This window comes from Enhygromyxa salina (assembly GCF_000737335.2).
GTDB classification, from domain to species: Bacteria; Myxococcota_A; Polyangia; order Nannocystales; family Nannocystaceae; genus Plesiocystis; species Plesiocystis salina_C.
In genome coordinates this window covers 46,994-73,979 of sequence record NZ_JMCC02000014.1, presented here as the reverse complement: position 1 = coordinate 73,979, position 26,986 = coordinate 46,994, and the positions used below count along the sequence as shown (strand labels likewise).

General features: G+C 68.9%; 21 protein-coding genes. 16 read left to right on the top strand and 5 right to left on the bottom strand.

Going from position 1 to position 26,986, the window contains the following annotated elements:
• Positions 1 to 79 precede the first annotated feature (79 nt).
• The 3 genes from DB30_RS07315 (at position 80) to DB30_RS07305 (ending at position 4,803) form a co-directional block, all read left to right on the top strand.
• Entirely contained in the window at positions 80 to 667 is a 588-nt protein-coding gene (locus DB30_RS07315; RefSeq protein WP_052547263.1) for an HU family DNA-binding protein, read from the top strand.
• A 183-nt stretch (positions 668 to 850) separates the two neighbouring features.
• Positions 851 to 3,643, top strand: a complete 2,793-nt coding sequence (locus DB30_RS07310) for an MMPL family transporter (RefSeq protein WP_165703660.1) — start codon at positions 851 to 853, stop codon at positions 3,641 to 3,643.
• Between the two features lie 518 nt (positions 3,644 to 4,161).
• Positions 4,162 to 4,803 (top strand): TetR/AcrR family transcriptional regulator, encoded by a 642-nt coding sequence (locus tag DB30_RS07305; RefSeq protein WP_146658220.1) that lies wholly within the window; start codon positions 4,162 to 4,164, stop codon positions 4,801 to 4,803.
• A 23-nt stretch (positions 4,804 to 4,826) separates the two neighbouring features.
• On the opposite strand, the gene amrB is transcribed toward DB30_RS07305, so the two are convergent.
• Positions 4,827 to 6,062 (bottom strand): AmmeMemoRadiSam system protein B, encoded by a 1,236-nt coding sequence (gene amrB, locus DB30_RS07300; RefSeq protein ID WP_052547259.1) that lies wholly within the window; start codon positions 6,060 to 6,062, stop codon positions 4,827 to 4,829.
• Positions 6,063 to 6,184: 122 nt separating this feature from the next.
• Here amrB and DB30_RS07295 point away from each other — a divergent pair, with 122 nt between their 5' ends.
• From DB30_RS07295 to DB30_RS07280, 4 genes are all read left to right on the top strand, one after another.
• Positions 6,185 to 7,411: a hypothetical protein gene (locus DB30_RS07295; protein ID WP_052547258.1), complete on the top strand. Its 1,227-nt coding sequence runs from the start codon at positions 6,185 to 6,187 to the stop codon at positions 7,409 to 7,411.
• A gap of 79 nt (positions 7,412 to 7,490) precedes the next feature.
• A complete protein-coding gene (locus DB30_RS07290; RefSeq protein ID WP_165703659.1) occupies positions 7,491 to 8,474 on the top strand; it encodes an LpxL/LpxP family acyltransferase in 984 nt (327 codons plus the stop codon).
• Positions 8,452 to 10,002, top strand: coding sequence for an HAL/PAL/TAL family ammonia-lyase (locus DB30_RS07285; RefSeq protein ID WP_052547256.1), 1,551 nt, complete (start codon positions 8,452 to 8,454; stop codon positions 10,000 to 10,002). Before DB30_RS07290 ends, DB30_RS07285 begins: the two co-directional genes overlap by 23 nt.
• Before the next feature lie 34 nt (positions 10,003 to 10,036).
• Positions 10,037 to 10,756, top strand: coding sequence for an outer membrane lipoprotein carrier protein LolA (locus DB30_RS07280; RefSeq protein ID WP_146658218.1), 720 nt, complete (start codon positions 10,037 to 10,039; stop codon positions 10,754 to 10,756).
• Between the two features lie 3 nt (positions 10,757 to 10,759).
• Here DB30_RS07280 and DB30_RS07275 read toward each other — a convergent pair whose 3' ends face one another.
• Positions 10,760 to 12,676, bottom strand: coding sequence for a serine/threonine-protein kinase (locus DB30_RS07275; protein WP_205632928.1), 1,917 nt, complete (start codon positions 12,674 to 12,676; stop codon positions 10,760 to 10,762).
• 117 nt (positions 12,677 to 12,793) lie between these two features.
• Between DB30_RS07275 and DB30_RS07270 the strand changes: the two genes are divergently transcribed.
• The 7 genes from DB30_RS07270 to recJ all read left to right on the top strand — a co-directional run bounded on the left by DB30_RS07270 (position 12,794) and on the right by recJ (position 23,496).
• On the top strand, positions 12,794 to 14,731 hold the full coding sequence (locus DB30_RS07270) for a Kelch repeat-containing protein (RefSeq protein ID WP_052547253.1): 1,938 nt from the start codon (positions 12,794 to 12,796) through the stop codon (positions 14,729 to 14,731).
• A gap of 46 nt (positions 14,732 to 14,777) precedes the next feature.
• A complete protein-coding gene (gene queA, locus DB30_RS07265; protein WP_052547309.1) occupies positions 14,778 to 15,830 on the top strand; it encodes a tRNA preQ1(34) S-adenosylmethionine ribosyltransferase-isomerase QueA in 1,053 nt (350 codons plus the stop codon).
• A gap of 47 nt (positions 15,831 to 15,877) precedes the next feature.
• On the top strand, positions 15,878 to 17,143 hold the full coding sequence (gene tgt / locus DB30_RS07260; RefSeq protein ID WP_052547252.1) for a tRNA guanosine(34) transglycosylase Tgt: 1,266 nt from the start codon (positions 15,878 to 15,880) through the stop codon (positions 17,141 to 17,143).
• A gap of 190 nt (positions 17,144 to 17,333) precedes the next feature.
• Entirely contained in the window at positions 17,334 to 17,795 is a 462-nt protein-coding gene (gene yajC / locus DB30_RS07255; protein WP_146658215.1) for a preprotein translocase subunit YajC, read from the top strand.
• Positions 17,796 to 17,798: 3 nt separating this feature from the next.
• Positions 17,799 to 19,961 carry a protein translocase subunit SecD gene (gene secD, locus DB30_RS07250; protein ID WP_052547251.1) on the top strand — a complete coding sequence of 721 codons (2,163 nt, stop codon included), beginning with the start codon at positions 17,799 to 17,801 and terminating at the stop codon, positions 19,959 to 19,961.
• A gap of 17 nt (positions 19,962 to 19,978) precedes the next feature.
• On the top strand, positions 19,979 to 21,568 hold the full coding sequence (secF, locus tag DB30_RS07245) for a protein translocase subunit SecF (RefSeq protein ID WP_052547250.1): 1,590 nt from the start codon (positions 19,979 to 19,981) through the stop codon (positions 21,566 to 21,568).
• Positions 21,569 to 21,699: 131 nt separating this feature from the next.
• A complete protein-coding gene (gene recJ, locus DB30_RS07240; protein WP_052547249.1) occupies positions 21,700 to 23,496 on the top strand; it encodes a single-stranded-DNA-specific exonuclease RecJ in 1,797 nt (598 codons plus the stop codon).
• A 7-nt stretch (positions 23,497 to 23,503) separates the two neighbouring features.
• Here the strand turns inward: recJ and DB30_RS07235 are convergent, their stop codons facing one another.
• A complete protein-coding gene (locus tag DB30_RS07235; RefSeq protein ID WP_052547248.1) occupies positions 23,504 to 23,935 on the bottom strand; it encodes a hypothetical protein in 432 nt (143 codons plus the stop codon).
• Positions 23,936 to 24,039: 104 nt separating this feature from the next.
• Here DB30_RS07235 and DB30_RS07230 point away from each other — a divergent pair, with 104 nt between their 5' ends.
• Positions 24,040 to 24,639 (top strand): hypothetical protein, encoded by a 600-nt coding sequence (locus tag DB30_RS07230; RefSeq protein WP_146658214.1) that lies wholly within the window; start codon positions 24,040 to 24,042, stop codon positions 24,637 to 24,639.
• Here DB30_RS07230 and DB30_RS07225 read toward each other — a convergent pair.
• Together DB30_RS07225 and DB30_RS07220 are read right to left on the bottom strand one after the other, a co-directional pair.
• Positions 24,571 to 25,233 (bottom strand): hypothetical protein, encoded by a 663-nt coding sequence (locus DB30_RS07225; RefSeq protein ID WP_146658213.1) that lies wholly within the window; start codon positions 25,231 to 25,233, stop codon positions 24,571 to 24,573. The genes DB30_RS07230 and DB30_RS07225 overlap by 69 nt on opposite strands.
• Positions 25,230 to 25,880 (bottom strand): RNA polymerase sigma factor, encoded by a 651-nt coding sequence (locus tag DB30_RS07220; RefSeq protein ID WP_146658212.1) that lies wholly within the window; start codon positions 25,878 to 25,880, stop codon positions 25,230 to 25,232. Before DB30_RS07220 ends, DB30_RS07225 begins: the two co-directional genes overlap by 4 nt.
• 389 nt (positions 25,881 to 26,269) lie before the next feature.
• Here DB30_RS07220 and DB30_RS07215 point away from each other — a divergent pair, with 389 nt between their 5' ends.
• Positions 26,270 to 26,986, top strand: a complete 717-nt coding sequence (locus DB30_RS07215) for a ribosome maturation factor RimP (protein ID WP_052547244.1) — start codon at positions 26,270 to 26,272, stop codon at positions 26,984 to 26,986.

Below are 26,986 nucleotides of genomic sequence, written 5' to 3'. Positions count from 1 at the left end.
GATCGCACGCGCCGCAAGTGGCATCGTGCGCGTTGACCCGACGACCTTTCGACGCCTCGCTCCCCGCTCTGTCACGCCCATGACGAAGGCTGAACTGATCGATCGAATTGCTCGTAGCGCTCGGAGCGGTGACCTGCCGCCCGAGGTCACCAAGAAGGTGATCGTCAAGATCCTCGACCTCGCGTTTGCCGAGCTGTCAGCCTACTTCGTACGGTCGCGCGTCACTCGATCGACCAGCCCGCGCTTCACCTACCCAAAGTTCGGGACCTTCACCAAGAAGCAGCGCTCGAGCCGTCGCGGCGTCAACCCGCGCACGCTCGAGCCGATGGACATCGAGGCGTGCGAGACGGTGGACTTCAAGCCAAGCGTCGAGCTCAAGCGCCAGCTCAACACGGTCAGCGCAACGACCAAGACTGGCGCGAAGGCCAAGACCGGTCGCAAGAAGAAGGCCGCGCGCTCGAGCACCAAGACCAAGGTGCAGAGCACGACCAAGACCAAGAAGAAGGCGACTACGAAGCGCAAGGCGGCCGGTGTGGGCGGGCGCAAGCTCGTCACCCGAGAAGAAGTCGAGCTCGAGTCAGTGTCGCCCAAGCCGTTGTTGCCCGACGCACCAATGCAAAAGATCGCGCGTCGCAAGTCGACCAAGCTCGACGACACTGGGAGCTGACGCAGGCCGTAGGGCGGCGCGCTCCATGCGTGCGTGCGTGCGTGCTTGCTTCAAGGCGAGCGTCGCCGCGCACGTGTGTTCACGCTGACGGGGTTGGAGCGCGCGCGTCATGGGGGCGGGTCTGAGCACCCCAGTGATGTCCAGCTCTTGCATTTACGGTCTGGTTGGCGCTAACAGATGCGGATGTCCCAGCGTGACCGACTCGATCGTCGGCGCGACAAGTTCTTCGTCGTGTTCGGACGCCTCGGTCTCCGGTGGCCGGTCACGGTCTCCGTAGTCTTGGCGTTGCTAACTGTCGTTGGGATGGTGTTCGCCAGCCAGCTGACGATCAAGACCTCCCGGGTCGGGCTCGTCGACGGTGACAATTGGTACCAGCGGCGGATCGTCAGCTTCTACCAAGAGTTCGGGCACCACGACTCGCCGGTGGCGATCATCGCCGGCGCCACGCCCGAGCAGCGGCGGGCGGTGGTCGACGCGTTCGCCGGCGCGCTCGAGCAGGACGAGATGTTTCACGGCCGGGTGCTCGCGCGGCTCGAGGCCAAGGACATCGCCGAGACACTCATGGTCCAGGCGCCGGGACAGCTCGCGAATTTTCGCCGAAGCCTGCCCGCCAACGCCGACCTCGCCGGGGCGCTCGAGCATGGCCTCGAAGGAATCCTGGGCCTGATCGAGATCCAGCTGCTCGCGGCCCTCGACGGTGAGGTCGAGGTCGACCGCGGCAAGGCCGACGCCCAGCTAAAGCAGCTCGCGGCGCTCGCAACGGCCCTCGACGCCAAGCTCGCCGCCGACGCTGGCGAAGGCCCGGGGGTCGACACCGAAGCGTTGCTGCAGGCGATGGTTCCACAGCACGACGCGGCGGGGGCGGGCGCAGCGACCCGCGCGTTCCCTGGCCCCGAACAGCTGCGCGCACGCGGCCTCGACGAGCAGGGCTACTTCGTTAGCAACGACGGACAGCGCCTGTTGGTCGTGGCGTTTCCCGCGTTCGTAGGCGACGAAGTCAGCGACTTCAGCCCAGCAGTGGAGCGCCTGCGCGCGCTGGCCCGCGCCCACGCGACCAGCGAGGTCTCGATTACGTTGACCGGCCTGCCGTTCCTGGTCGTCGACGAAGAGACGGCCCTGGCGAGCGGCATGGTCCGCGCCAGCGCGGCGGCTGGCGTGGGCATCTTCTTGCTGCTCTTGGTCGGGTTTCGCTCGTTCAAGCGGGCGACCGTGGCGCTGTTGCCGATCGGCGTCGGGACGCTGGTGAGCCTCGGCGCCATGTATCTGTTGTTCGACACCCTCGACCCGATCACCTCGAGCTTCGCCGCGGTGCTCATGGGGCTCGGGATCGATTTCTCCGTCCACCTGCTCGCCCGCTACGACGAAGATCTGCGCCAGGGCCGGACCCGCCGCGAGGCGTTGTTCTCGTCGCTGTCCAAGGCCGGGCCGGGGGTGGTGACCGGCGCCGTCACGACCGCGCTCGCGTTCTTGACCGTCTCGACCACGGAGTTCACTTCGTACGGGCGCATGGGGGTGATCACGGCGATCGGGTTGGTCGTTGCGCTGCTCGCCACGCTCTTGCTGTTGCCGGTCGTGCTTGGGCGCGGGGATCTGAGCGCCCACGAGACCCCACCGCGACCGCTGGGCGAGATTGGCTTCCTCGCCCGGGCCGCGCGCAGCTCCCCGCTGTTGATCGTGCTTGGCGCCCTGGTCCTGTCGCTCATGGGGATCGCGGCCACGCCCACCTACAACCCCGGGTTTTTGGAGTTTCTGCCCAAGTCCTGGGAGTCGACGAAGGGGCTTCAGACCCTCGAGAAGGACGGCGCGATGACGCCGTGGTTCGCGTGGGTCACCGCCAAGGATCTCGATCAGGCCCGGCGCCGGGCCGACAGCTTGCGCACGATGCCGAGCGTCGCCCGGGTCGACAGCCCGACCGACATGCTGCCGGAGCTGACTGACGAGCGGTTGGCCGCGCTGCGGGCCGACTTCGCTGGGCTCGATCGCAACCCCGACTGGAAGCAGTTGGGCGACCGCGAGCGCGATCCAGCCGCGCTCGCCAAGCAAGCGCTGGCGATCGTCGATGCCCTCGACGAGCTGGTGTACGCGGCCGATCAGGCTGGGCTCGACAGCAAGGCGAGCGCGCCGATCCTCGAGACCAAGCAGGCGTTCGCGCAGCTCGAGCAGCGGCTAGAGAGCACTCCGCGCGCGCAGGCTTCGGCGACCCTCGACGAGATTGAAGATCAGATGGCCGCGCTGCTTGGCCCCGCTTGGACCACGGCGCGAGCTGTGGCGGATCGCGGGTTTTGGGTGCCGGGTGATCTTCCCAAGCTGTTCGCCCTGCGCTTCGTGGCCCGCGACGGCAGCGAGCGCATCGCACTTTATGTGTATCCCGCGGGCGACGTGGCCTCGGGCGCCAATCACAACATCGCCGCGCGCCACTTCACCGAGGACCTCGAGTCGGTCGACCCAGAAGCGGCGGGGCAGGGCGTCTCGCTGTACCACCACAACGTGATGATCCTCGACGGCTTCAAGCGCGCCGCGTTCTTCTCGCTGTGCCTGGTGGTCGTGCTCTTGCTGCTCGACTTCGCCAACCTGCGCAAGTCGTTGCTGGCGCTGTTCCCCGTGCTGGTCGGGATGGGGTGGATGGTCGGCGTGTTTGCGCTCGTCGGGCTGCGGCTCAACGTCGCGACGATCGTCGTGCTGCCGCTGACGCTGGGGATCGGCATCGACGCGGGCGTACACATGATGCACCGCTGGGAGCTCAACGCGCGGACCCACGGCGGGCGCGCCCGGATTGACGAGGTCATCCGCGGGACGGGCAACGCGGTGGTGCTGTCGTCATTGACGACGATGGTCGGGTTCGCTGGCCTGTTGCTTGGCCGCCACCTCGGCATGGTTCAGCTCGGGGCGACCATGGTCATCGGCATCGGGTGCACGCTGGTCGCCAGCGTGTTGGTGCTCCCGGCCTTGCTGCTGCTGCTCGACAAGGCCGAGTGAGCTGTCGAGCGGGGCGGAGGCCCTCGCGTCGGCGGAGACTCAGGACGGGTTGCTAGAGTTCGACTTCGATCCAGAGTTGGGCTTGGAGCCGGAGTTGGGCTTGGATCCCGAGTTGGGTTTCTTGCTCGAGCTGGGGCTGGACGACCCCTTCGAGACGTTGACGGAGACGGAGCAGGCGGGCAGCACGAGGCTGGCGCCAAGGAGGACGGCAAGTATGTGGCTACGGTGCATGGGGGCCCTCAGATTCGGCTGACCGACGCTCGCCGGTTGCCGCTATTCACGAGATTGGACGCAGGCGAGAGCTTAGGCCACGTCTTCGCCACATGCTCGATATCGAACGGCGGTGATCTTCAGATCGTGGCCCCCCGCGTCAGGCCCTCGTGTGGGGTATGCGCAACGGTGATATCCAACATCTGCCGGGTAGAATTCTACATATTGATTTTGTTATTGGCACGGGGCCGCTCTTCCATTAGGTTGATTGACGTGTTCCGGGTTGCCGATTTTTGCGGAGGTAAAGCGTGACAAGACAGCGCAGTGACGACCACAGGAAACAGCAGATCCTCGCAGCGGCGACGCGATGCTTCGTGCGCCGGGGCTACGCCGCCACCCGCCTGTTGGACATCGCCCGCGAAGCCGGGCTGAGCAAGGGCGGCGTCTACTTCCACTATCGCGCCAAAGAGCAGCTGTTTCACGACATCCTCGAGAACCTGTCGAAGTCCTTGGAGGCGCGCTGGAGCTTCGACACGATCAGCGAGCAGTCCGCGGATCGCAGCGTCGGGCAGCTCGTCAAAGCCCACCTGCGGACCATGCAGGACGAGCCCGAAGAGGTTCAGCTGCACAACCTGTTGGTCGCCATGGCGGTCCAGGATCCGCTGTTTCGAGACAAGCTCGAGGAGATCACCCGGATCATGCGGGGCCTCTACGCCGGGGTGATCGAGCGCGGGATCACCGAAGGCGTGTTCTCACCAGGCGACCCCAACACGCTGGCGATCGCGGTGTTGGCCTACGTCCACGGTCTGGGCTCCTTCACCGTGCTCGACGCCGAGGGGCGGCTGCCCGTCCCGCCCGAGGCCGCCGCCGAGCACGTCGTTCGCATGCTCAAGCGCCACAGCAGCGCCAGCGCGGTCGAGTTCGCCGCGGAGCCCCACAAGCTCAACTGAGCCCAACCAAGCTCGAGTGGGGCTCAGCTCGTAATTCGAATCGTCGGGCATCCGATCCACCCAGGCTGTTCACCGGGGGCAGGGATGGCTTGGTAGTCGACGAGCGCGGCCCGATAGCGATCCGGGAGCAGGTCGGCGAGGGTGACCAAGCATGCGCTCCCGCTCGGACGGCTGGCGGCGGGGCGCTCCATGCATCGCTTCGCGAGTTGTTCGGGCTGGTTGTCGAGCAAGGCCGCGAGCACGTGGCGATCGTCGGCTTCTATCTGGTCGCGCGGCGGAAGCTGCTGATGCCCGTAGGCGGGCCCGACGTGGCTGAGCTCGGCGGTGGCCCACACCAAGACCTCGCCAGCGCGGGTCGACTCGCCGAGTAGATCGTCGAGCGCGGCGATCAGCTCATGGGCGGCATGCGCCCCGTCTTGGGTGGTCAAGCGGGTCTGACCGCACGCGATCGGCAACACGGGTGGACAGCGATCCCCCCACAGCGCCCGCAGCAGCAAGGTCACCCACTCGATCGGATCCGACAGGCGCAGGCGAGTCTGCTCGCGCAGCAACCAGGGGACGCGTTGGTCGAGCTTGGCGAGCAGCTCGAGGTCGCACGCGACGGTCCCGAGCGGGGTCGCCCAGTCCTTGTCGGCGCTGGCGTAGGGCAGCAGGCCAGGGGTGTGATCCGTAGCGAGGATGACGACCCGGCGGTAGTGCTCGGGCGCGGGCAGGCTCGAGAGCAGGCGTCGCAGGCCCGCGGCGATCGACGGTGGTGGTTGATGCGGGGTGACGACCGCGATCGGTGCCGGGAGCCAGGTCGGGGAGGGGGGCTCGCTGGCGTGCAGTGCCGCTCGGGGGCGCGCCGCTGGCGTCGCTTGAGGGAGCGCGTCGCTCAGCCACGCGCGCAGGTCCGCCGGATCTTCGGGGTACAGCAGGCCAGCCCGCCGTGGCGCACGGATCTCTTCGTCGACGAAGGCCTCGTGCGCTGCGGCCCAGGCGTCTCGAAACCGATCATCGTCCAGCAGCCCGGCGTCGCCGAGATCCTGGACGAACTGCTGGAGGTCCGAGAGCTCGACGCAGCCACGTCCACGCATGAGCAGCGACTGCCGAACCTGGGCCAAGCTGCGCTGCCCGTCGAGCGCGTCGAGCACGGGCTCGTGACTCGCGTCGATCGCAAACGGCTCGGCCAGCTCCAAGGGATCGCGCAGGACCAGCAGCTGTTCGTCGCCGCGCTGCATGCGAAGCCGCTCGAGTCGTCGCAGCTTGGGTCCGGCCATCGCCCGACGATGCCAGCAAGGCCAGCATCGCGTCCAATGGCTATTTTACCCCCAGCCCGCCCGATTCGCGTGCTCGGTTTTCGGACGCAGCCGCGGGTGCGGCCGCTTGGTACCATGCGCGGGTGCGGGCGCTGGCGCTGGTCGTGACGATCGTGATGGGCCCGGCGCCGCCGCAGCCATCGACGATCGCGGTGCACTGGCAGGTCCGGCCCGAGCGGTCGGAGCCGCCAGACGACGCGCTGCGGCTGAGCGTGCGCGAGTTGGTGGCTGCGCGCGACGCTCGGCCGGTCGCTGCGATCTCTGACCAGGCCCTCGAACGGGCCCGGGTCGCGGTCTCGCACGAGCTCCCCGCAGGGGTGCGCGAGCATCATCGGGCGCTGCGTCGCGACCTCGACGAGGCGGACGCGGCCTATCGCGAGGGGCGCTTCGAGCCCGCCCGTGCGGCGCTGGTGCGGGTCAACGACCTGCTCATGCAGACCCCCGAGCTGCCGGGCGCGGCGGCGAGCGCCCGCGAAGCGCAGTTGCTGGCGGCCAAGCTCGCGTGGGCGGACAGGCAGCCGGAGCTCGCCGAGATCGCGCTCGCCGAAGCCCTGCGGATCGACCCCGAGGCGCAGTTGTCGGTCCGCGAGGCCGCGCCCGAGCTCGTCGCCCGCTACCACGCGATCCAAGCCAAAATGTTGGCGGGTCGCGAGCTCGAGTGGATCGTGCCGCAGCTGTCGGATCGCGCTGGATCGACTCTGTTCGTCGAGATCGATGGGGTGCCGGGGCTGCGGCCGGTGCCGCCGGGTCCGCACTTCATGGTTGTCCGTCGCGACGGCCACGAGAGCGTCGCCGCGTGGCGAAGCGTCGGGCAAGCGTGGGAGTTGCCGGACGCGCCCGAGCGGATCTCTGCCAAGCCCGAGCTGACGATCCCGACCATCGAGGCGGTGTGCGAGGCGCTCGAGCTCGACGTCTTGCTGCTCGCCGAGCGCCGCGAGCAACAGATCGGGCTGCAGGCGCATCGCTGTGGGGTGGGGTTTGGCCCGCGCTGGGTGGGCCGACGCGAGGCGCTCGCGGACGGGATCCTCGTCGCGCTCGACGGGTCGTTCACCGCGTCGAGCTCGAGCCTGGCTGACGCGTGGCCGGATCGGATCGGCGCGACGGCGCCGACCCCAGACCCAGGCTCTGGCGCCGACCAAGCGCCGGGATCAGGACGACCGTGGCATCGGCGGGGATGGGTCTGGGGAACCGGGGCTGGGGTCGCGGTTGCGGTCGCAGGTGCCGTGGTGGCGGGGGTGTTGCTCGGCGGACGGAAGCCGCGGCCGGGCTCGCTGGAGATCGACGCGAACGAGTTCATCGGCGGGCGCTGAGCGGCGCGAGCGGCCGGCCCCGCAGCGCAGCGCGAGCCGCTTGGTGGACGGCGGCGGCTGGATGAACCATGGTCTCGCCGTGACCGAGCTCCGCGAAGCTTCGTCGCCGGGCGTCGGCGATCAGGCCCAAGCCCCGGCGGTGGCGAGCGAAGCGTGGCTGGCCCGGCGCGAGCGTGGCTCGCGAACGGGCATCCGCGCCCTGCTGCTGGTCACCCGCGTGCTCGGGCGTCGGGGCGGACGGGCCTTGCTGCGGGTGATCATCTTTTACTTCACGATCTTCGCCGGTCCCGCGCGCCGGGCGTCGCGTGGCTGGTACCAGCGGGCCGTCGGACGCTCGAGCTTCTGGACCGCGTACCGGCACCTGCTGCGCTTCGCCGAGGTCGCGCTGGATCGGGTGTTCTTGGTCCGTGGCGAGCTCGATCACTTCGAGATCGAACACCACGGGACCCACCTGATGCGCGAGGTGCTGGCCACCGGCCGCGGCGCGATCTTGCTGGGCGCCCACTTTGGCAGCTTCGAGGTCATGCGCGCGGCCGCAAGTGACGCGCAGCTGCCGATCAACATCCTCGCGCACAACGCCAACGCCCGGCTGATCGCGGCGTTCCTCGACGAGGTCAGCGGCGGGCGATCGCGCGTGCGTGTGATCGAGATCAACCCACAGGACAAGACCTATATCCTCGAGGTTAAGCAGCGGATCGACGAAGGCGAGCTGGTCGCGGTGCTCGGTGACCGCCTGGGCCTCAACGATCGCTCGACGACCGTGCCGTTCTTCGGCGCGCCCGCCCGGTTTCCCAGCGGACCGTACATCATGGCCAGCGTGCTGCGCTGCCCGGTGCTCATGGTGTTTGGAACCTTCGAGGCCCCGCGTCGCTACCTGCTGCGCTGCGAGCTGCTCGCGGAGCAGGTCGAGCTGCCGCGCGCGACCCGAGACCAGGCGATCACGCGCTACGCGGCCCAGTTTGCCCAGCGCCTCGAGCACTACGCTGGCGCCGCCCCCGACAATTGGTTCAACTTCTACGATTTTTGGAAGATGCCGACAGATGAGCACCAACCACAGCAGTGAGACGCCTGCCGTCGTTCGCGTTGGCGCGGGGCCGATCGGGGTCGATGAGATCGTCGCGGTCGCGACCCACGGCGCCCGGGTCGAGCTCGCGCCGGGGCTGCGCGAGCGCCTGAGCGTTGGCGCCACGGCGCTCGCGGATCGGCTTCGTGCCGGTGACCGGGTCTACGGCGTGACGACCGGGTTCGGCGAGTCGTGCGTGAGCGAGGTCCCCGGCGCCCACGTGCCAGAACTGCCGATCAACCTGCTGCGCTTCCACGGCTGCGGGACCGGCCAGATGTTCGACGAGGCCCAGGCCGCGGCGATCGTCGCGGCTCGGATCGCGTCGCTCGTGGGTGGCTGGTCGGCCGTGCGGCCCGTGTTGGTCGAGCGGCTGTGCGAGCTGCTCAACCACCGGGCGCTGCCGCGGATCCCCGCCGAGGGCTCGGTCGGCGCGAGCGGGGATCTGACCCCGCTGAGCTACATCGCCGCGCTGCTCGTGGGCGAGCGCGAGACCAGCTACCAAGGTCAGCTGCTGCCCGCGTCGGAGCTGTTGGGTCGCCTGGGCCTCGAGCCGCTGCGGCTCGCGCCCAAAGAGAGCCTGGCGGTCATGAACGGGACCTCGGTGATGACCGCCTTGACCTGCCTGGCGCTCGCGGGCGCCGAGCGACTGGCCCGGGTCAGCGCTTTGATCACCGCCACGGCCAGCGACGCGATGGCCGGCAACCCAGCCCACTTTGACGCGCGCATTTATGCGGCCAAGCCCCACCCTGGATCGATCCGCTACGCCCGCGTGATTCGGGACCACCTGGAGTACACGCCGGGGCCCGCGTTCGAGGGCCGCATCCAAGATCGCTACTCGATCCGCTGCGCGCCGCAGGTGGTCGGCGTGCTGCTAGACGCGCTGCCCTGGATGCGCCAGTGGCTGGTCGTCGAGCTCAACGGCGCCAACGACAACCCGCTGGTCGATCCCGGCTCGGGCGAGACCCTGCACGGCGGCAATTTCTATGGTGGGCACGCGTGCTTCGTCGCCGACGCGCTCAAGAACGTCGTCGCCAACCTCGCCGACTTGCACGACCGGCAGCTCGCTCTGCTGTGCAGCGGACACACAAACAACGGCCTCCCCGAGAATCTCAACGGTCGTCAAGGCCCAGACAGTGCGGCACATCACGGGTTCAAGGCCATGCAGATCGCCGCGTCTGCGCTCGCGGCCGAGGCCTTGAAGACCACCATCCCCGCGAGCGTCTTCAGCCGCAGCACCGAATGTCACAACCAGGACAAGGTCAGCATGGGCACGATCGCCGCTCGCGAGGCGCTGCGGATCGTGGAGCTGACCGAGCAGGTGTGCGCAATATTACTGTTGGCTGTGGCCCAGGCCGTCGATCTGCGCGAGCGGGCCGGCGGCCAATGTCGGCCGCAGAGCCTGGCGTTGCGCGACGCGGTGCGCGAGCGGGCGGCGTTTGTCGACGTCGATCGTCGGCAGGACCGCGACATCGCGGCTGTCTTGGACATGCTGCGTCACGATCGGGTCCCCGCGCTGGCGTTCACATGAACTTCGAAACCCCACGATTCACGGACTCATCAGCATGATCGCTTCCTCTAGGATTCTTGGCCGCCAACGGCCCACACCCGAGCTGAAGCTCGTTCGTCGCCTGTTGCTCTGCGCCGCGCTGCCGTGGCTCGCGGGCGGGGCCGCGGGGGTGGCCGCGGGCCTGCAGGCGCCGGTCGCCGAGGCCGCCACGCCCGTGAGCGTGGACGAGCTGCTCGCCGGGTTCGCCAAGATGCCGGGCCTCTACGCGGAGTTTCGCCAAGAGAGCCACTTTGGTCTGCTCGCCGAGCCCTTGATCGACACCGGGGTCCTCCACTTTGCGGACGGTCGGCTCGCCCGCCGGACGCTCGCGCCCACCCCCTCGGTGGTGATCATGGACGCGAAGGGGATCGAGTATGGCGACGGCACCAAGACCGAGCGGATCGAGCTCGACGGCAAGCCGGCGGTGCGGCAGTTCGTCGACGCGTTCACCAAGATCTTCGCCGGAGATCGCCGCGGGCTCGAGGCGCTGTATCGCATCGAGTTTCAGGCCGGCGAGGACCGCAGCTGGACGATGACGTTGGTGCCGAAGGTCTCGCCCATGGATCGGATCATCTCCAAAGTGGTGGTCAGCGGGACCCACCTCGAGATCGGCAAGATGCGGGTCGTCGAGCACGGCGGCGACGAGACCATCACCGTGTTCTCGAAGGTCGACACCAAGCGCAAGTACACCGCGGCCGAGCTGAGCCAGCTGTTCTCGGCCGCGATCGCTCCGTAGACCTCACAGCGCCACCTTGGTGGCGCGGCCGGCTCGGAGCTGGATGTTGCGCTCGAGCAGCATCCGGTCCTCGCCGCACACCGCCGCGGTGCAGCGGACCTGAAGCTTGTGTCGACCCTCGCGCACGGTCTTGTCGGTGAGCGGCGTGGTGCCGATCTTGGCGCCGTCGAGCCAGACCTCGGCCCACGAGACGGAGGGGGCGACGACGCTGAGCTGCGCGAGCGCGAGCGGGGCGAGGGTGATGACGATCGGGTCGGGGGGCAGGGCCCGAGGGTCGAGCGCGAGCGTCTTTGGGTGGTGACCGTCGTGCTCGACCACGAGCTCGCGGATGGCGTCGCCGCTCAACTGAACGAGGAATGGGGGGCCGGCGAGCGCCTGTCGATCGACCCAGACCCGGGCGTTGGCTGGGGTGATGCGCAGCGCGAGGGTGGTCGGGGACGGTGGGGGCGGATCGGGGACGAGCGCGGGCGCCGAGTCGCGTGGCAGGTCGGGCGTGACCCGATCGTGGGCGACGTCGGCTGGGGGTTGGGGGTCGGTCGGTTGGGGGTCGGTGGGTTTGAGCCCGTCGGGGCGGCCAGACGCAGCGGCTTGGTCCGTGGTCGACCGCTCCGAGCGGGCGACCGCGTAGCCGATCGCGCCCGCGAGCTGCACGATGAGCCCAACCGATCCAAGCACGACGACGACGGCCGGCCATGACCACAGCGCGGCTCGGCGACGGGGGGGCTCGCCGTCAGCATCCACCGCGAGCGGCACGGCCTGGCCAGGCTTGGCGTCGTTGGGTGGTGGACGGTTGGCCTGGCCAGACGTGGCGTCGTGGAGTGGCGGAGGGTCGACGGCCAAGGCGAGCGACACCGCGCGAGCGAGGCCAAGCTCGGGATCCGTCCCAAGCTCGGGGGTGGTGGTTGGGCGCAGGCGCGTGGCGAAGGTCTTGACGGCACCCGTGATCTGGGTCGCCGGGGTGTGCGAGCCGTCGCTGGGATCGTGGGCCTCGGTCTGCCAGTCGTCGGGGAACAGCTCGCGCAGGATCGCGGCGAGGTCCCGGGTCGCGAACACCGGCGCGAGCTCGGCGAGGATCGGCGCGAGCGCCCGCAAGAATCGGTCGGCGTCGGCGAACCGCGACTCCGGGTCGATCGCCAGCGCGCGCTCGAGCAGCGGGTGCAGCTGCGGGGGGACCTCGTCGAGCTCGGGGACCATCCACACCCCTTCGCTGGCGATCGCTCGCTCGCCGGTCACCAACTCGTAGAGCACACAGCCGACGCTGAACACGTCTGCGCGGGGATCCACCAGCTCCCCGCGGGCCTGCTCGGGCGCCATGTAGCCCGCCGATCCCATCGCCCCGACCGCCTCTGTGTTGGCGGGCTTGGCGATCCCAAAGTCGACGATCTGCACGCGACCGCTGCGATCGACCAGCACGTTGCGGGGCGTGACGTCGCGGTGCACGACCGGCTGCCGGTCACGTCCGGGGCTGTGCGCGTGCGCGAGGCCATCGAGGATCTCGCGCACGATGAACAGCGCGGCGTCGAGCGGCAGTGAGCGGTTCAGCTCGCGCAAGCGCTCACCGAGCAGCGAGAGCGAGGGCCCGTCGACCCAGCCCATCGCCGTGTACAAGGTGCCGTCGTCGGCCCGACCGAGCTCGTAGATCGGGGTGATGTTGGGGTGACTGAGGCCGACCGCGGTCTTGGCCTCTGCCGCAAACAGCTCGACGAAGCGGGGATCAGCGGCGAGATCGGGCCGGATCGTCTTGACCACGAGCAGCTTCTCGAACCCGAGCTCGCCAGGCAGCCGGGCGAGGTAGACCTCGCCCATGCCGCCGCGTGCCAGCAGGCGCAACAACTGATACTTGCCGAGCACGCGGCTGGCTTGGCTCGGATCACCCTCAGGACCGGATCCTGGGTTCGCGTTGGCGGACGAATCCAGCAAACGAGGCATGTTATCATGCGCCGACTGATGACGGCGTCGGCCCGAACTGTCCCAGATCGGGGGCGCGCACGAACAGGTGGAGCTCTCGAGAGCGTGGGGGCGGGTGCGGTGCAGGGCATGGGCGCAGGCGTCCTCGTGCTGTTGCTGGCGGGATCGGGCTGCAGTCGATCCGACTCGATCGATCTCGCGGCGATCCGCGGCTGCGGCCTGGACCAAGAGTTCTCGGGCTTGCGGGTTCGGGTGCTTGGCGACTTCCCGGCCAGTGGCGGCAGTGAGCTCCTGCTTGGGCCCGGCGAGCAAGGCTCGATCCCCGAGCTGCCGGCGGGCGCGACGGGGGTCGCCGCCGAGGGGCTGTTCGGCACCACGACCACGGCGATCGGTCGCAGCTGGGGCGTGGACGCCGAGCTCGGGCGCGGGCGCCTGCCTGGCTTCGACGACGCGCCGGTCCTGTCGGTGTTCTTCGCGGCCCCAGACTCGCTGTGCGAGGTCGACACCCAGCCAAGCGCGCGCGCGGAGTCTGCCGCCGCGGCGCACCCGTCTGGCGATGTGCTGGTGGTGGGCGGTCTCGACGGCGGTGGCGCGCTGCTCGACGAGGTCTTCCATGTCGATCTGCTGACCGGCGAAGGTCGGGCGCTTGCTGCCAGGTTGCCGCAGCCACGCCGCGGGCACAGCGTCCATGCGATCGACGGCCGACGGTTTGTCATCCTGGGGGGGGCCGGGCCCAACGCGGTGGCGCAGGACCGGGTGATCGTCGACGTCGCCGGGCCGGGGAGCGTGACCGTGGTCGACCCGCTCGAGGTCGACGGCGACGCCCTGGTCTCCAGCGATCACGCCACCGCGAGCTCACCGAATTCGGCGCGACAGGTCCTCGTCGCTGGTGGCTGCGACGTGGTCGACCCACAGGCTCGCTGCGATCCCGCGAGCGCGCTGGCGGCCACCCATTGGATCGATCCCGCCCAACCCAGCGCCACCGTGCAGCTCCCACCGCTGACGCAGCCACGGTTTGGCGCCCACGCTGCAGTGTCGCCCGACGGCGTGGCGTGGGTCGCCGGTGGGGTTGGCAGCGACGGGGACCGACTCGGCAGCGTCGAGCGCATGCGACCTGGCGAGGCGTGGACGATCGTGCACGAGCTGCCCGAACCAGGCAGTGTCCGGGGGCTCGCGCTGCTCGACGACGGGCTGGTCCTGCTCAGCGACGACGCCGGCTTGATCCATTGGTGGTCCGAAGCCGGCAGCGGGACCCTGGATCCAACCTCGAGGGCGCCGCCGCTCGCGCTCGTCTCGAGCGAGCGCCCGATGCTGGCGCTGCCTGGCGAGCGCGTGCTGGTTGACACTTGGCTGTTCACGCCGGGCACCGCCGCCGTCGATCCAGCCTCGGGCCGGGTCGAGCTGCCGCCGATCCCTCGGTATGGCGGTCAGCTGCTGAGCCTGCACGACGGCACGGCGCTGATCGTTGGTGGGTGGATCACCGGCACGCAAGAGCTCGCGGCGGCTCCGTTGCTGCGCCTGCGCCCGCGCCTCGATGGCCCGGACGAGTGGACCCCCGAGCTCGCGGGCCCGCAGAACGACGCGTTCGTCTCCAACGCGCCTGGGCGCGCGACCGTGATCGTTGGCGGCCTGCGCCTGAACGCGATCGCGGGGGAGTCCGACGCGCTGCCGCTCGTGCGTGCGCATGTCCGTGGGTTTCGCAGTCGCACGCTGCGGCTCGAGTTCAGCTTCGAGGCCGAGCCAGGCTCGACCGCGCACGTGATCCTGGGGCAGGGGAGCGAGACGCTGGTGGCGATCGCCCTGCAAGACCCGCTCGTGGTTCGCCGTCGGGGACCCGACGGCAGCACCGGGACGCTCGACTGCGGCCCCCCAGCAAGCGCGGCGGTGATCGGGCCGCTGGTGCTCGAACTCGGCGCCGATGGGCATCAGCTGCGGCTGGAGTCCGAGGCCGGCACGCTCGCCACCTGTGAGCTGCAGTGGCCGTCGAGCGCGGGCGTGAGCGTGGGCTTTGGCGCGTCGGGGGCCGAAGGGGCCCGGTTCTTCGGCCTGCGCCTGGCTCGGCGCTAGCGCTGGGTGTGCGAAGCGTCGACGCCGGGTATGGTCCGCCGCGGTGCTGTCTCCTCTCGACTTCGACTTCGAGCTGCCCAGCGACCAGATCGCCCAGCAGCCGCCCGCGCAGCGCAACGCGGCGCGCATGCTGGTGGTCCCTCGAGCGGGCGCGCCCGAGCACCACGGCGTGTCCGCGCTGCCCGATCTGCTCGCCGATCCACGCGGCCGCGCGCCGCTCGTCGTCGTCAACGACTCGAAGGTCGTGCCCGCGCGGATCTACGCCCGTCGCGACACTGGGAAGCGCTTCGAGCTGCTCGTCGTCGACCCCGCGGCGCTCGGCCCCGGCGCCCGCGTGCACGCGTGGATCCGCGGCGCCAAGCGGCTGCGGGTCGGGGAGCTGCTCCACGTCGACGGGGCCGCGTTGACGCTGCGCTATCAGGGCCGGCCAACCAACGAGCCCGACTCGCGCGCGTGTGTGCTCGAGATCGTGGAGGGCGAGCTGCTCGCGGGCCTCGAAGCTGGGGGGGAGCTGCCGTTGCCGCCCTACATCTCGCGACCCAACGGACCCTCGGCGGCGGATCTCGAGCGCTACCAGACCGTGTTCGCGCGCGACCGTGGATCCGTCGCGGCGCCCACGGCCGGCCTGCACTTCGACGACGCCTTGCTCGCCAGCATCGACCACGCCGCGATCACGCTGCACGTTGGCCCAGGCACCTTCTTGCCGCTCGAGGCCGAAGACGTCCGCGCGCACAAAGTCGGGGCCGAGCGCTACGAGATCACCGAGCAGGCCGCGGCGCGGATCGAGGCCGCCCGCGCGCAGGGCCGGCCGATCCTGGCGGTCGGCACCACGGTCACCCGGACGCTCGAGTCGGTCGCCGCGGCCAACGGTGGCCGGATCATCCCGGGCGCAGGCGCGACCGAGCTGGTGATCACCCCCGGCCACCGGTTCTTGGTTGTCGACCGCCTGCTCAGCAACTTTCACCTGCCGCGCTCGAGCCTGCTGATGCTCGTGTGCAGCTTCGCCGGGCGCGAGCGCGTGCTGGCGGCCTACGCCGAGGCCGTGCGCGCGGGCTATCGCTTCTATAGCTACGGCGACTGCATGCTCGTCGAGCGCTGATCCGCTCGGTAGCGATCCTCGCAAATCCGTGGCATTTCAGGCCGCGCGTGACCACCACGAGCGACCACCCCCCGCAGATCCGCTGCGACCCCGCCGAGGGCCTCGTGCCCTTCGCCGATCTCCTCGCCGAGCCGGGACCCCGCTCGCCCGGCGATCCGCAACCGGGCACCCTGCAGATCGTCGCCGAAGATCCAAGCGGACCCGCGCGATCGTGCCGGCTGTGGACCGGTCACGGGCCCGTCGAGACGCCGTGCTTCATGCCCGTGGGCACCTACGGGGCGGTCAAAGGCGTGCTGCCCGAGGAGCTGCGCGCCGTCGGATCCCAGGTGGTGCTGGCCAACGCCTACCACCTGACCCACCGCCCGGGGCCTGAGCGGGTGCGCGAGGTCGGTGGCATTCACGCCTTCATGCGCTGGCCCGGGCCGATCCTCACCGACTCTGGCGGCTATCAAGTCTTCAGCCTGCGCGGGCTGCAGAAGATCGACGACGCCGGGGTCGACTACCGGACCCACTTCGACGGGACGCCCGCGCGCATGAGCCCCCGCAGCGTGCTCGAGGGCGAGGCCGCGATCGGTCCAGACATCTGCATGATCTTGGATCACTGCCCCCCGGGCGACGGCGACGCCGCGATCGTGCGCGAGGCGATGGATCGCACGACCAAGTGGGCCCGCGAGGCCGCGCAGATGCGGCGCGACATCCTGCGTCCGGACCAGCTGTGCTTTGCGATCGTCCAGGGCGGCACGGATCTGGCGCTGCGGCGCGAGCACCTCGAGACCCTGTCGGCCCTCGACTTCGACGGCTTCGCGCTCGGTGGCCTCAGCGTGGGCGAGCCGATCCCGCTGATGCACGCGACGCTCGCGGAGATCGCTCCCCAGATGCCCCGGGACAAGCCGCGCTACGTGATGGGCATCGGCACCGCCGCCGATCTGCTCGCAGCGATCCGCGCCGGCGTCGACATGTTCGACTGCGTGATCCCGTCTCGCCACGCTCGAAACGGCCAGCTGATCAGCTTCTTGGGCCGCTTCAACATCCGCAACGGTCGGTTTCGGGACGACGATCGCCCCGTCGACCCGGGCTGCGGTTGCATGGTGTGCGCCCGGTTCTCGCGCTCGTACCTGCGCCACCTCCACGCCCACACCGACCCGCTCTACGTGCGTCTCGCCACGATGCACAACCTCTACTTCTTCCACGAGTGGGTCGCCGTGCTCCGTCGGGCGATCCGGGCGGGCACCTTCACCGCCGTCGCGGCCGCCCTCGAGCAGGTCCTCGAGGCCCAGGCGCAGCCCGGTGACGCGGCCCATGCTGACTGGTAACTATCTGAATTTGCTAAGCAATATACTTGGCGAGGGCCGCGGGCTCGGCGGCTGCTCGGGCCAGCGGACGCGCCGAGCCCTGATTGACCGCGGCGGGCGGCGCTGCTACTAGGCCGCCATCGTGAGGTGATCGCGTGTCGGCCGTCAGATGGCGACCGATAGCGCGTGATACTCCCAGCCACTTCCGGCCATGTTCGCTTCAACACCGATGCTGCTCGCCGAAGGCGCCATGGGTCCCCTTGGGGACTTCTTGCCCTTCATCCTCATGATCGGCGTCTTCTATTTCTTGGTGCTCCGTCCAATGAGCAAGCAAGAAAAGGAGCGCAAACAACGGTTGTCCGAGCTCAAGCGCGGTGATCGAGTTGTCCTCACCGGTGGTCTGATCGGCCGCATCAGCCGGGTCGACGAGGACATCGTGGTGGTGGAGATCGCCGACAAGGTCAAGGTTCGTGTGCTCAAGAAGGACGTCGCGGACTTCGAAGAGGCAGCGCTGAGCCAGGCCAAGAAAGATCGCGGCGACAAGGGCGACAAGGGTGCCAAGGCCAAGGACGACAAGGCCAAGGACGACAAAGACACCAAGGCCAAGGACGACGAAAAGGGCGCCCGGGCCAACGACGACGACGGCGGCGACGCGTCACGGAAGGCGGGCTGATTCATGCGCCGCTTCGTCAAGATCAAGGCGTTGTTCCTCGTGTTGCTGCTGACCGTGGCGACGCTCTCGGTGCTGCCCTCGTTCGCGCAGATCGCCAAGTTCGAGCTCCCGACGTGGATCACCGACACCTTCACCCGGCAGTTCAAGCTGGGTCTGGATCTCCAGGGTGGTCTGCACCTCGAGTACTCCGTCGCGGTCGACGAGGCGCTCGAGAACAAGCTCGATCAGATGGGAGGCGAGCTCGAGTCGGCCTTCAAGGACAAGAAAGACGTCGTCGTCACGACCGAGCGCGAGGGCAAGAACGCGCTGCTGGTCCGGTTTGAGAACCCCGAGGACATCAAGCTCGCGACCGAAGACGTCATGGCCGTCGTCGCTGGCTACCTCGAGCGGGCCGATGACGCCGATCTCGAGGCGCAGGGCGTGATCCGCATGACCGTGCCGGACTCGGTGATCGAGGAGGCCCAAAAGGCCGTCGTCGGTCAGGCAATCGACACCGTGCGGCGCCGCGTCGACGCGGTCGGCGTGGCCGAGCCCAACATCTATCCAAAGAACCGGCAGGTCGTGATCGAGCTGCCCGGCGTCAGCGACACCGCGACCGAGCTCCGCGCGGCCGCCAACGAGGCCGCCAACCAAATGATGACCCTGTTGACGGCCAACGGCGGCGTGCAGGTCCAGGGCATCGAGAACCGGGATGACCCGGGCGCGATCGACATGCGGGTGCCGGGCCAGGACGCCCGCGCCGTGATCGAGCAGACCTTCGGCGCCGACAAGCTGATCCCGCAAGAGGACGGCTCCACGCTGATCTTCGACGATCGGCTGGGCGAGGAGGTCGTGATCCTCCCGCCGGATCCCGGCGCCGCCCCCGATCCCGAGTCGGTCACGATCTCGTTGACCGAGGGCGCGCGCGACGAAGTGCTCGACAGCTCGTCCGACTTCCGGCGCCTGCTCAAGATCATCGAGCGCGCCGCGGTGCTCGAGATGCACATGGTCGACGACGAGCTCCTGTTTCGAGACACCGGCAAGCCCTACCTGCGCGCGCTGTTCGACGCTGGCTTCGTCACCTCGGGCATGGGGATCTCGGTTGCGATCGAGGACGACTACGGCAAGCCAGAGAAGGGCGCGCCGCTCGTCAAGGGGCCGGTCGCGTTCTACGCGCTGGAACGCGAGACGCTCGAGCGCTTCTTCAACAGCCTGCCCCCCGAGTGGCGGATCCCCAGCACCCACAAGGTCGCCTACGGCAAGCAGCCGTGGCCCGTGCGTCGCAACGAGGAGCCCGTCCAGCTGTGGCGCACCCACATCATCCGGGCCCGCGCCGACATCACCGGTGATCGGATCACGACCGCCAACGTCGGCTACAAGGCGGACACGGGCACGCCGCAGGTCGAGGTCAGCTTCGACAAGATCGGCGCCCGCGACTTCGATCGCATGAGCGGCGACAACGTTGGCCGCAAGATGGCGATCATCATGGACGACATGGTCGTCTCGGATCCGCTCTTCAACGAGCGGATCCCCAACGGCAACGTCGTCATCACCCTGGGATCACAGGCGGGCGACACGCTTCGGCAGCAGGCCAACGACCTGGTCAAGGTGCTCAAGAGCGGCTCGTTGCCGGCCCGGCTCAACAAGGAATTCGAGATCCGAGTTGGCGCTGATCTTGGCAAGGACTCGGTCACCCGCGGGTTCAAGGCGTTCCTGGTCGGGCTTGGGTTGGTGATCGTGTTCATGGCGATCTACTACCGGGTCGCGGGCACGATCGCCGTGTTCGCGCTGGTCATGAACATGGTGCTGGTGCTGGCGTTCATGGCCTTGTTTGGGGCCACGCTCACGCTGCCCGGCATCGCTGGGATCGTGCTCACGATCGGCATGGCGGTAGACGCCAACGTGATCATCTTCGAACGTGTGCGCGAGTTCCTGCGCGAGGGCTTCACCGCCCGCGCGGCGATCGAGGCCGGCTACGACCGCGCGTTCACGACCATCTTGGACTCGCAGCTGACCACGGCGATCGCCGGGTTGGTGCTGTGGCAGTACGGCTCAGGCCCGATTCGCGGGTTTGCGATCACGCTGCTGATCGGCATCGCAACTTCAATCTTCACTGGGGTGTTTGCGACCCGGGTGTTCTTCGACTGGCAGGCCAACCGACGCGGCTTTGACCGTGTCTCGATCTGAGAAAGGGGGGCATCAACATGGCCAACGAAAACGATCAAACCACCCCCGAGGGCGCCACCAGTGAGTCCCGTCGTCGCCGCCGCGGCCGCGGCTCTAGCTCTGGCTCCGGCTCCGGCTCCGGCTCCGGCGAGGGCTCCGGCCGCGTTCCGCCAACGGATCCGAGCAAGCTCAAATTTTTCCAGCTGATCCCCGAAGACACCCACATCGACTTCGTCGGTCGGACCAAGGTCGGCCTGATGATCTCGCTGGTCCTGGTGCTGCTCGCGCTTGGCACGATGGTGTTCAACACCGTGTCCAGCGGCAGCGCGCTCAACTTCGGCATCGACTTCCAGGGCGGATCCTCGGTTCGGCTCGCGCTCACCCAAGATGTGGACATCGAGGATCTGCGCGCGCTGCTCGACGAAGAAGGCTACTCGGGCAGCTCCGTCGTCGCGGTGCCAGACGCCGAGAACGAGGTGCTGATCCGCGTCAAAGAGGTCGTGGCGATCACCGAGGCGGAGCTCGAGGTCTGCCGCGACGCGCTCGTTGGGCTCGAGGGCACGCAGCTCTCACCCAAAGACGATGGCTTCGTGCATCCAAACGAGAGCTCGAAGATCTTCATGAAGTTCACGGCCCAGCCAAGCTACCCGGACATCGAGCGGCTGATGGGGGCGTCTGGTTGTCACGGCACGGCCTCGGCCGGAACCGGCAAGCCCAACGAATTTCCGGTCGAGTTCGCGCTCGTCGGCGTTGGCAACGACATCGCCAACACGATCAACGAGCGGCTCGGCGAGGGCGTCGTGCACCTGCCCGTCGTCGCGAGCGAGACGGTCGGCGCCAAGGTCGGCAGTCAGCTCAAGAAAGACGGCGTGCAGGCAATGCTGTACGCGATCGGCTTCATCTTCTTGTTCGTGATGATCCGCTTCGACCTGCGCTTCGCGCCGGGCGGCATCGTCGCGCTGGCCCACGACGCGATCATCGTGGTTGGGGCGTTCGCGCTGACCGGCAAAGAGTTCAACCTGACCTCGATCGCCGCCGTCCTCACGATCATCGGCTACTCGATCAACGACACGATCGTCGTGTTCGACCGGGTGCGCGAGCGCATCGCGCTCAACCGCGACGTGCCGATCCGCGAGACGACCAACTCCGCGCTGAACGAGACCCTCAGCCGCACGATCCTGACCTCGTCGACAACCCTGATCGTGGTGCTCTCGACCTGGATCCTGGGCAGCGGGCAGATCAAGGACTTCGCGTTCGCGCTGTTCGTGGGCCTGATCGCCGGGACCTACTCCTCGCTGTTCGTGGCCTCGCCCGTGTTCTTGTGGATCAACGAGAGGATGTACAAGGGCAAGGGCCACCTGATCACGGCCGACAAGGACAGCGAGCGCGGCACTGGGACGTTGCTGGGTCCGCAGATCGAGGGTTCCAGCGCCGGTCGGGACGACGCTGACGTCGTCGACACCGAGGCCGTCGAAGCCAACCCCAACGGCGATGATGGCGACGATGATGGCCGCGACGACGCTGGCGGTGACGACGGTGGCGACGACATCTCGGTGAAGGTCTCCGACGCCGACAAGCTCGTCGGTGAACGCAAGACTCGCCGCCGCCGCCGCCGGCCCAAAGACTGATCTGTCTTCAGCTCGGGCGAGGGCTTCTCGCCCGTGCAGACGCCTTCCTAGACTGGTTCACCGTGGGCAGCGAACTGTTCGGAAGCCCCCGAGCTGCGACTGGGTCACCTCGGGGGCATCGCTAGGAGCCCATGGACGAGCACGCGGCCGAGCACGACGATGAGGCCGACGCCGAGCCACGGGCGTGGGCGCTCGGCGAGCCAGCGCGCGTGCGCTTGCGGGGGACGCTCGCCGCGTACAGCGCGGCCGAGCTGCGCGAGCGAGCGGAGGCGCTGGGGGTCCACCCGGTGGTCGTCGGGCTCATGGTCGGGCGCGGCGTGGTGTCACTCGAGCAGCAGCGTGGCTTCCTCGCGCCGCGGCTGCGCGACCTCTCGCTGCCAACCGAGATGGCCGGCTTCGCGCAGGCCGTCGAGCTGTTGCTGACCGCCCGCCGCCGCGGCTGGCGGGTCGGCATGTTTGGCGATTACGACGTGGATGGCGTCACGACCACCACGATCTTGACGACCTTTCTCGAGTGCCTGGGCGTCGAGATCGTCCCCAAGGTAGCAAGCCGCGAGGGCGGCTACGGGTTTGGCCTCGAGCCCGCGCAGGCGCTGCACGAAGCGGGCGTCGACTTGGTCCTGACCGGCGACTGCGGGACGTCCGATCACGAGGCGCTCGCGTGGTTGCAGGCGCGCGACGTGCCAACGATCGTCATCGATCACCACCACGTCCCAACGACGATGCCGCCCGCGACCGCGCTGATCAATCCGCACCAGGCCGGCTGCGGGTTTCCCTTCAAGGGGCTGTGCAGCGCCGGTGTCGGGTTCTATCTGGCGGCGGGCATGCGCTCGGCGCTGGCGAAGGCCGAGCCCTCGAGCCGCGCCAACCTGCCGGACCCGCGGGCGTGGTTGGACCTCGTCGCGCTCGGGACCGTGTGCGACATGATGCCGCTGGTCGGTGACAACCGGGTGCTGGTGCGCGCGGGTCTCGAGGTGCTTGGCCAACGCCAGCGGCCGGGCGTGCGCGAGCTGCTGCGTCGGGCCCGGGTCGAGGCCGAGGTCAGCGTCGACGAGGGGCACCTCGGGTTCATGCTTGGCCCGCGGCTCAACGCGCCAGGCAGGCTGGGCAGCGCGGAACCTTCGCTCGAGCTGTTGCGCGCGCGCTCGGGTGCCGAGGCCCAGGCGCTCGCCGCCAAGGTCGAGATGTTCAACAGCCAGCGCCGGGATCTGCAAGAGCGGATCGTCGCCGAGGCGCTCGAGCTGCTCGCGGAAGATCCCAAGACACCCAGGCGCAGCGGAATCGTGGTCGCGCGCGAGAACTGGGCGCCGGGGATCGTCGGCATCGCGGCCGCGGGGATCGTCGAGCGCTTCGCCCGACCAACCTTGGTGATCGGCGTTGATCCAGGCAGCGGCGAGGCCCGCGGCTCGGCCCGCAGCGCTGGCGGGGTCGACGTCCGCGCGGCGCTCGAGGCATGCGCGGGGCTGCTGCGCCGGTTTGGCGGCCACAAGGCGGCCGCTGGGGTCAGCCTCGACGCGTCGGCGATCCCCGAGCTGACCGAACAATTTGATCGGGCCTGTGCCGCCCAGCTCGGCGAAGACGCCGGCAGCGATCCCCATGATGACCACGATGGTGAGCTCGCCCTCGAGGACATCGATCTCGGCTTGATCGGCGCGATCGAGTCGCTCGGTCCGTTTGGGGTCGGCTTCGCCCGCCCGCGCTACCTGTGCGCGGGGGCGACGGTGGTTGGACTTCGCGTGCTCAAAGAGCGCCACCTCGCGCTCACGCTCCGCCAAGGTCGGCACCAACGCGACGCGATCGCGTTTCGCAAGGCCGAGTTCGAGGTCGGGCGAGGGGACACGGTCGGCTGCCTGTTTACCCCCTCGCGCAACAGCTACCGGGGCAACGACCGCGTCCAGCTGATCATCGACAAGATCTGGCGGGCCTGAGCAGCGATCACGCGCCCGCGACGACGCCCACGCGGCGATAGCAGACCGGCTCGCAGTCTGGGCCATTGGGCTGCAGGGTCTCGTCGACGGTCAAGGGCACCAGCGCGCTGGGGATCAGCGCTTCTTGGGTGGACAGCGGGACCACCGTCACGCTGATCGTGGTGCCGCTGGCGTTCTCACCGGTGACCTCGAACCCGTTCGCGTCGCACTCGAGCCAGTCTGGCAGCGGCTCGGCGTCGGGATCATTGCTCAGGCAGGTCACCGTGAGGGTCTGGCCGCTCGGGTTGATCGTCAGCGAGTAGGCTTCGTTGACCACGATGTCGCCATAGCTGACCTCGAGCGTCGACTCGCAGTCGATCAAGGTGCAGGACTCCTCGCCGCAGCCAGCGGTCGCAACGAGCAGAGTCACCGCAGGGATCAGGCGAGCGAGGCGTGACATGGCCGCCGGAGCATATCCGGCCGTCGGGGCAGGATCGAGCCAGCGCGAGCGCCCCGCCGTCGCAAGATCTTGGCTGACCTGGATCCCCGGGTACACTCTGGCTCGTGTTTCGTCCCTGGTTGAGAGTCGCGCGACCCGACGACTGGACCGGGACCTTGGCACGGTTTGGCTTGTGGCCGCTGTACTTCGTGGCGCTCTTGGTCGTCGGGATCGTTCGGATCCCAACAGCGTGGTGGGTGATCGGTGCCAGCTCGGAGGCGGTGATCCGGATCGTCCTGGGCCTCGCGGTCATCTACGTGCTGGGCTGGGTGCGGATGATCGTGTGGGCGCTGGTGCCTGGCGCCGTGGTCCAGTACGGCCGGCGCCTGTGGTATCGGCATCGCGGTCGGCGGATTCGCGTGATGATCCCCAACATCAGCTCGATCGACGTCGAGCAGCGCCCGCCACCGATCGGCGAGGTGTTCGTGCTCGAGATCGGCGAGGCGACCCACGAGCTGTGCCCAGTCGACTGGGATGGCGCCGTGCGGATCTACGCGGTCGTCGCCCGACGGGTCCGGCGTACTCGGGATCGCGCGGCCCGCCGCGACGCCCGAGCCCGCCGTCGCAACGAGCGGGCGTCAGCCGGCACCAACAAGCTAGGCTCGCTCGACCTGCCGCCCGACCTTTCGCAGGCCCCGGCGGTGAACGAACACGCCGATCAATGAGGTCCCGAGCATCAGGCCGGCCGCGACCCCGAGGTGGCTGGGGACGACGTGGGCAGCGCCGGTCATCGGACATTGCCAGGTGATCGCCGTTAGCGCCGTGAGTGAGATCCCTGCCGAGATCCAGTAGACGGCCGTGGCCTTGCGGCGCTGCACGAACGCACCGCTGAGCAGCCCCATGAGCAGGACCATCGTCGCGTACACGGTGATCATCAGGCCGCAGCCACCGCCAAGGTGGAAGTGGACGTCGGCGCCCATCGCCTGGAAGTGGGGCACACCCAAGGTCGCGGCCAAGGTCAACCCAACGGCCCCGGCGGCGAGCCCGATCCGGACGCCGCGACTGGGGAACATCAGCCCCAACCCGATCGCCGGGAACACGATCAGGCACAGCACCCACAGCAGGCACTGCAAGACCAGCTGCCACCATGGCTGCGCGAGCAGATCCGGGCGCAGCCCCATCATCAGCATGGCGCCGCCCACAGCGAGGGTGACGATCGCCAGCGCGGGGAGGAAGTGCCGCCGACGTTGGCGCTGACCCGACTCGAGGTCCGCGACGATCAGCCTGGCGGCGTCGATGGTGTGGCGAGGTTCAGTCATTGCGACGCCCAGCAAAGCAATGAGTACAGCATCAACACGCTCGACGCTCCGGCGCCGAGCAGCCGGGCCAGCGCCTTGTAGCCGCGGTGGGCCCGGACGCGCGCGGCGCCCTCGCGGATCTCGAGTCGCTCGGCCACCTCGGCCATCGTCATCCCACGCAGCTTGTGGAGCTCGACCACCTCGCGCTGGCTGGCAGGCAGCAGGGCGATCGCTTCGCGAACTTGTTCGACGATCTCGGTCGCGCGTTCGTTCTCGAGCGCGAGCCCTTCGACTGACGCGGCCTCGTCGGCGAGCTCGTGGGTGGGTCGATCTTCCGAGGTCTCGAGGTCGACCCGTCGGCGGTCACGACGACCGCGCTGGCGCAGGTGATCCAGGGCGACATTGCGCGCGATCGCGAAGTACCAGCCCTGCACGGCGCCGTCTGGATCGCCGCCTTGCAGACAGAATCGATCCCGCGCCACGTGGGCCTTGAGGAAGGTCAGCTGCAAGAGGTCGTCGACCGTTGGCTCATCGCGCACCAGTTTCATTAAAAACCCACGCAGGCGGGGACTGAGCGCGGCGTGCAACTCCGAGAACGCTCGGGGGTCACCGTCGCCGTAGCGGTCCATCAAGGCGTGGAGTCCACGCCGGTCCGTTCCTCGCGTCACTCGACCTGCCTCCTCAATACGTGCGCTCGCGCTCGGTGTTTCGCAGGTTTGGTCGACCGGGGCCAGGGTTGCGCCCGCGCTCGCGGGCGGACCCGGGACCCGGAGTGTGGGTGCGGGGCCGGCCGAGGGTGGGCGCCGCCCAAATACGCACGAATTGGCCCGGGTCTGTGTGACTTAGGTCGCTTCTCTGGACCCTGGCTGGGCCCCCCAAATGGCCTGATCGTCGGGCTTGCTCGCGCGAAACGGCTGTGATACCGATTCGTCCACAACTCCGAACTCGGCAAAGGGCGGGGGCCATCCTCCGCTCTTTTTTCGTCCCGGCGCCGAAGCCCGATCTTTGGGCAGATGCCGCCAACCAATGACGAACGCCGGGCAAGGAACGGTTTCTCATGACCCCAGCCCACGACACCCACGACGCCAGCCGCTCCCCGGCGGACCCATCGCGTCCGCAGGATCGTGACGCAGAGCAGGACAGTGGGCGCGAGCACGGGCGCCACGCCGCCGCCGTCACCCTGGTCGAGCAGGCGATCGAGCCGGCGATCGAGGACATGGGCTACGAGCTGCTCTTGCTCGAGTGGGCCACGTCCGGCAAGCGCCGGATCCTGCGGGTGTTCCTCGATCATCCCGATGGGGTCTCCGTCGGGGACTGCTCGCGGATGAGTCGCATCATAGGCAACACCCTCGACGCGAGCGATCCGACTTCCGGCCCGGTGGGGGACGACGATGGGGCCACCAAGGTCGATCCGAGCCTCGTCAACCCGGCGTTGGCGGCGTTGCTCAGCCGGCCCTACAGCCTCGAGGTGTCGTCGCCTGGCGTCGATCGCCCGCTCACGCGCCTGCGCCACTTCGCCGCGCACATCGGTGGGCGGGTCAAGGTCGAGACCTGGGAGCCATTCAACCCCGACGACTCGGGCGGTGGGTCGGCCAGCGGGCAGACCGCCGAGCAGCGAAAATTTCACGGGCGAATCGCGGCGGTCGAACCAGATCCGACCGCGCCCGACCATCAGCGTCGCGGCGTCGTGGTGATCCAGGACGCCGATCGGCCCCGCGAGCTTCGCATTCCCTTACCCCGGATCCGCCGGGCCAACCTCGTGTGGGAGGGCTAA

Excerpts from the sequence above, each read along its gene's own strand:
- DB30_RS07315 (WP_052547263.1), top strand. The coding sequence starts at position 80 with ATGACGAAGGCTGAACTGATCGATCGAATTGCTCGTAGCGCTCGGAGC.
- DB30_RS07310 (WP_165703660.1), top strand. The coding sequence starts at position 851 with ATGTCCCAGCGTGACCGACTCGATCGTCGGCGCGACAAGTTCTTCGTC.
- amrB (WP_052547259.1), bottom strand. The coding sequence starts at position 6,062 with ATGGCCGGACCCAAGCTGCGACGACTCGAGCGGCTTCGCATGCAGCGC.
- DB30_RS07285 (WP_052547256.1), top strand. The coding sequence starts at position 8,452 with ATGAGCACCAACCACAGCAGTGAGACGCCTGCCGTCGTTCGCGTTGGC.
- DB30_RS07280 (WP_146658218.1), top strand. The coding sequence starts at position 10,037 with ATGATCGCTTCCTCTAGGATTCTTGGCCGCCAACGGCCCACACCCGAG.
- DB30_RS07270 (WP_052547253.1), top strand. The coding sequence starts at position 12,794 with ATGGGCGCAGGCGTCCTCGTGCTGTTGCTGGCGGGATCGGGCTGCAGT.
- yajC (WP_146658215.1), top strand. The coding sequence starts at position 17,334 with ATGTTCGCTTCAACACCGATGCTGCTCGCCGAAGGCGCCATGGGTCCC.
- secD (WP_052547251.1), top strand. The coding sequence starts at position 17,799 with ATGCGCCGCTTCGTCAAGATCAAGGCGTTGTTCCTCGTGTTGCTGCTG.
- secF (WP_052547250.1), top strand. The coding sequence starts at position 19,979 with ATGGCCAACGAAAACGATCAAACCACCCCCGAGGGCGCCACCAGTGAG.
- recJ (WP_052547249.1), top strand. The coding sequence starts at position 21,700 with ATGGACGAGCACGCGGCCGAGCACGACGATGAGGCCGACGCCGAGCCA.
- DB30_RS07235 (WP_052547248.1), bottom strand. The coding sequence starts at position 23,935 with ATGTCACGCCTCGCTCGCCTGATCCCTGCGGTGACTCTGCTCGTTGCG.
- DB30_RS07225 (WP_146658213.1), bottom strand. The coding sequence starts at position 25,233 with ATGACTGAACCTCGCCACACCATCGACGCCGCCAGGCTGATCGTCGCG.
- DB30_RS07215 (WP_052547244.1), top strand. The coding sequence starts at position 26,270 with ATGACCCCAGCCCACGACACCCACGACGCCAGCCGCTCCCCGGCGGAC.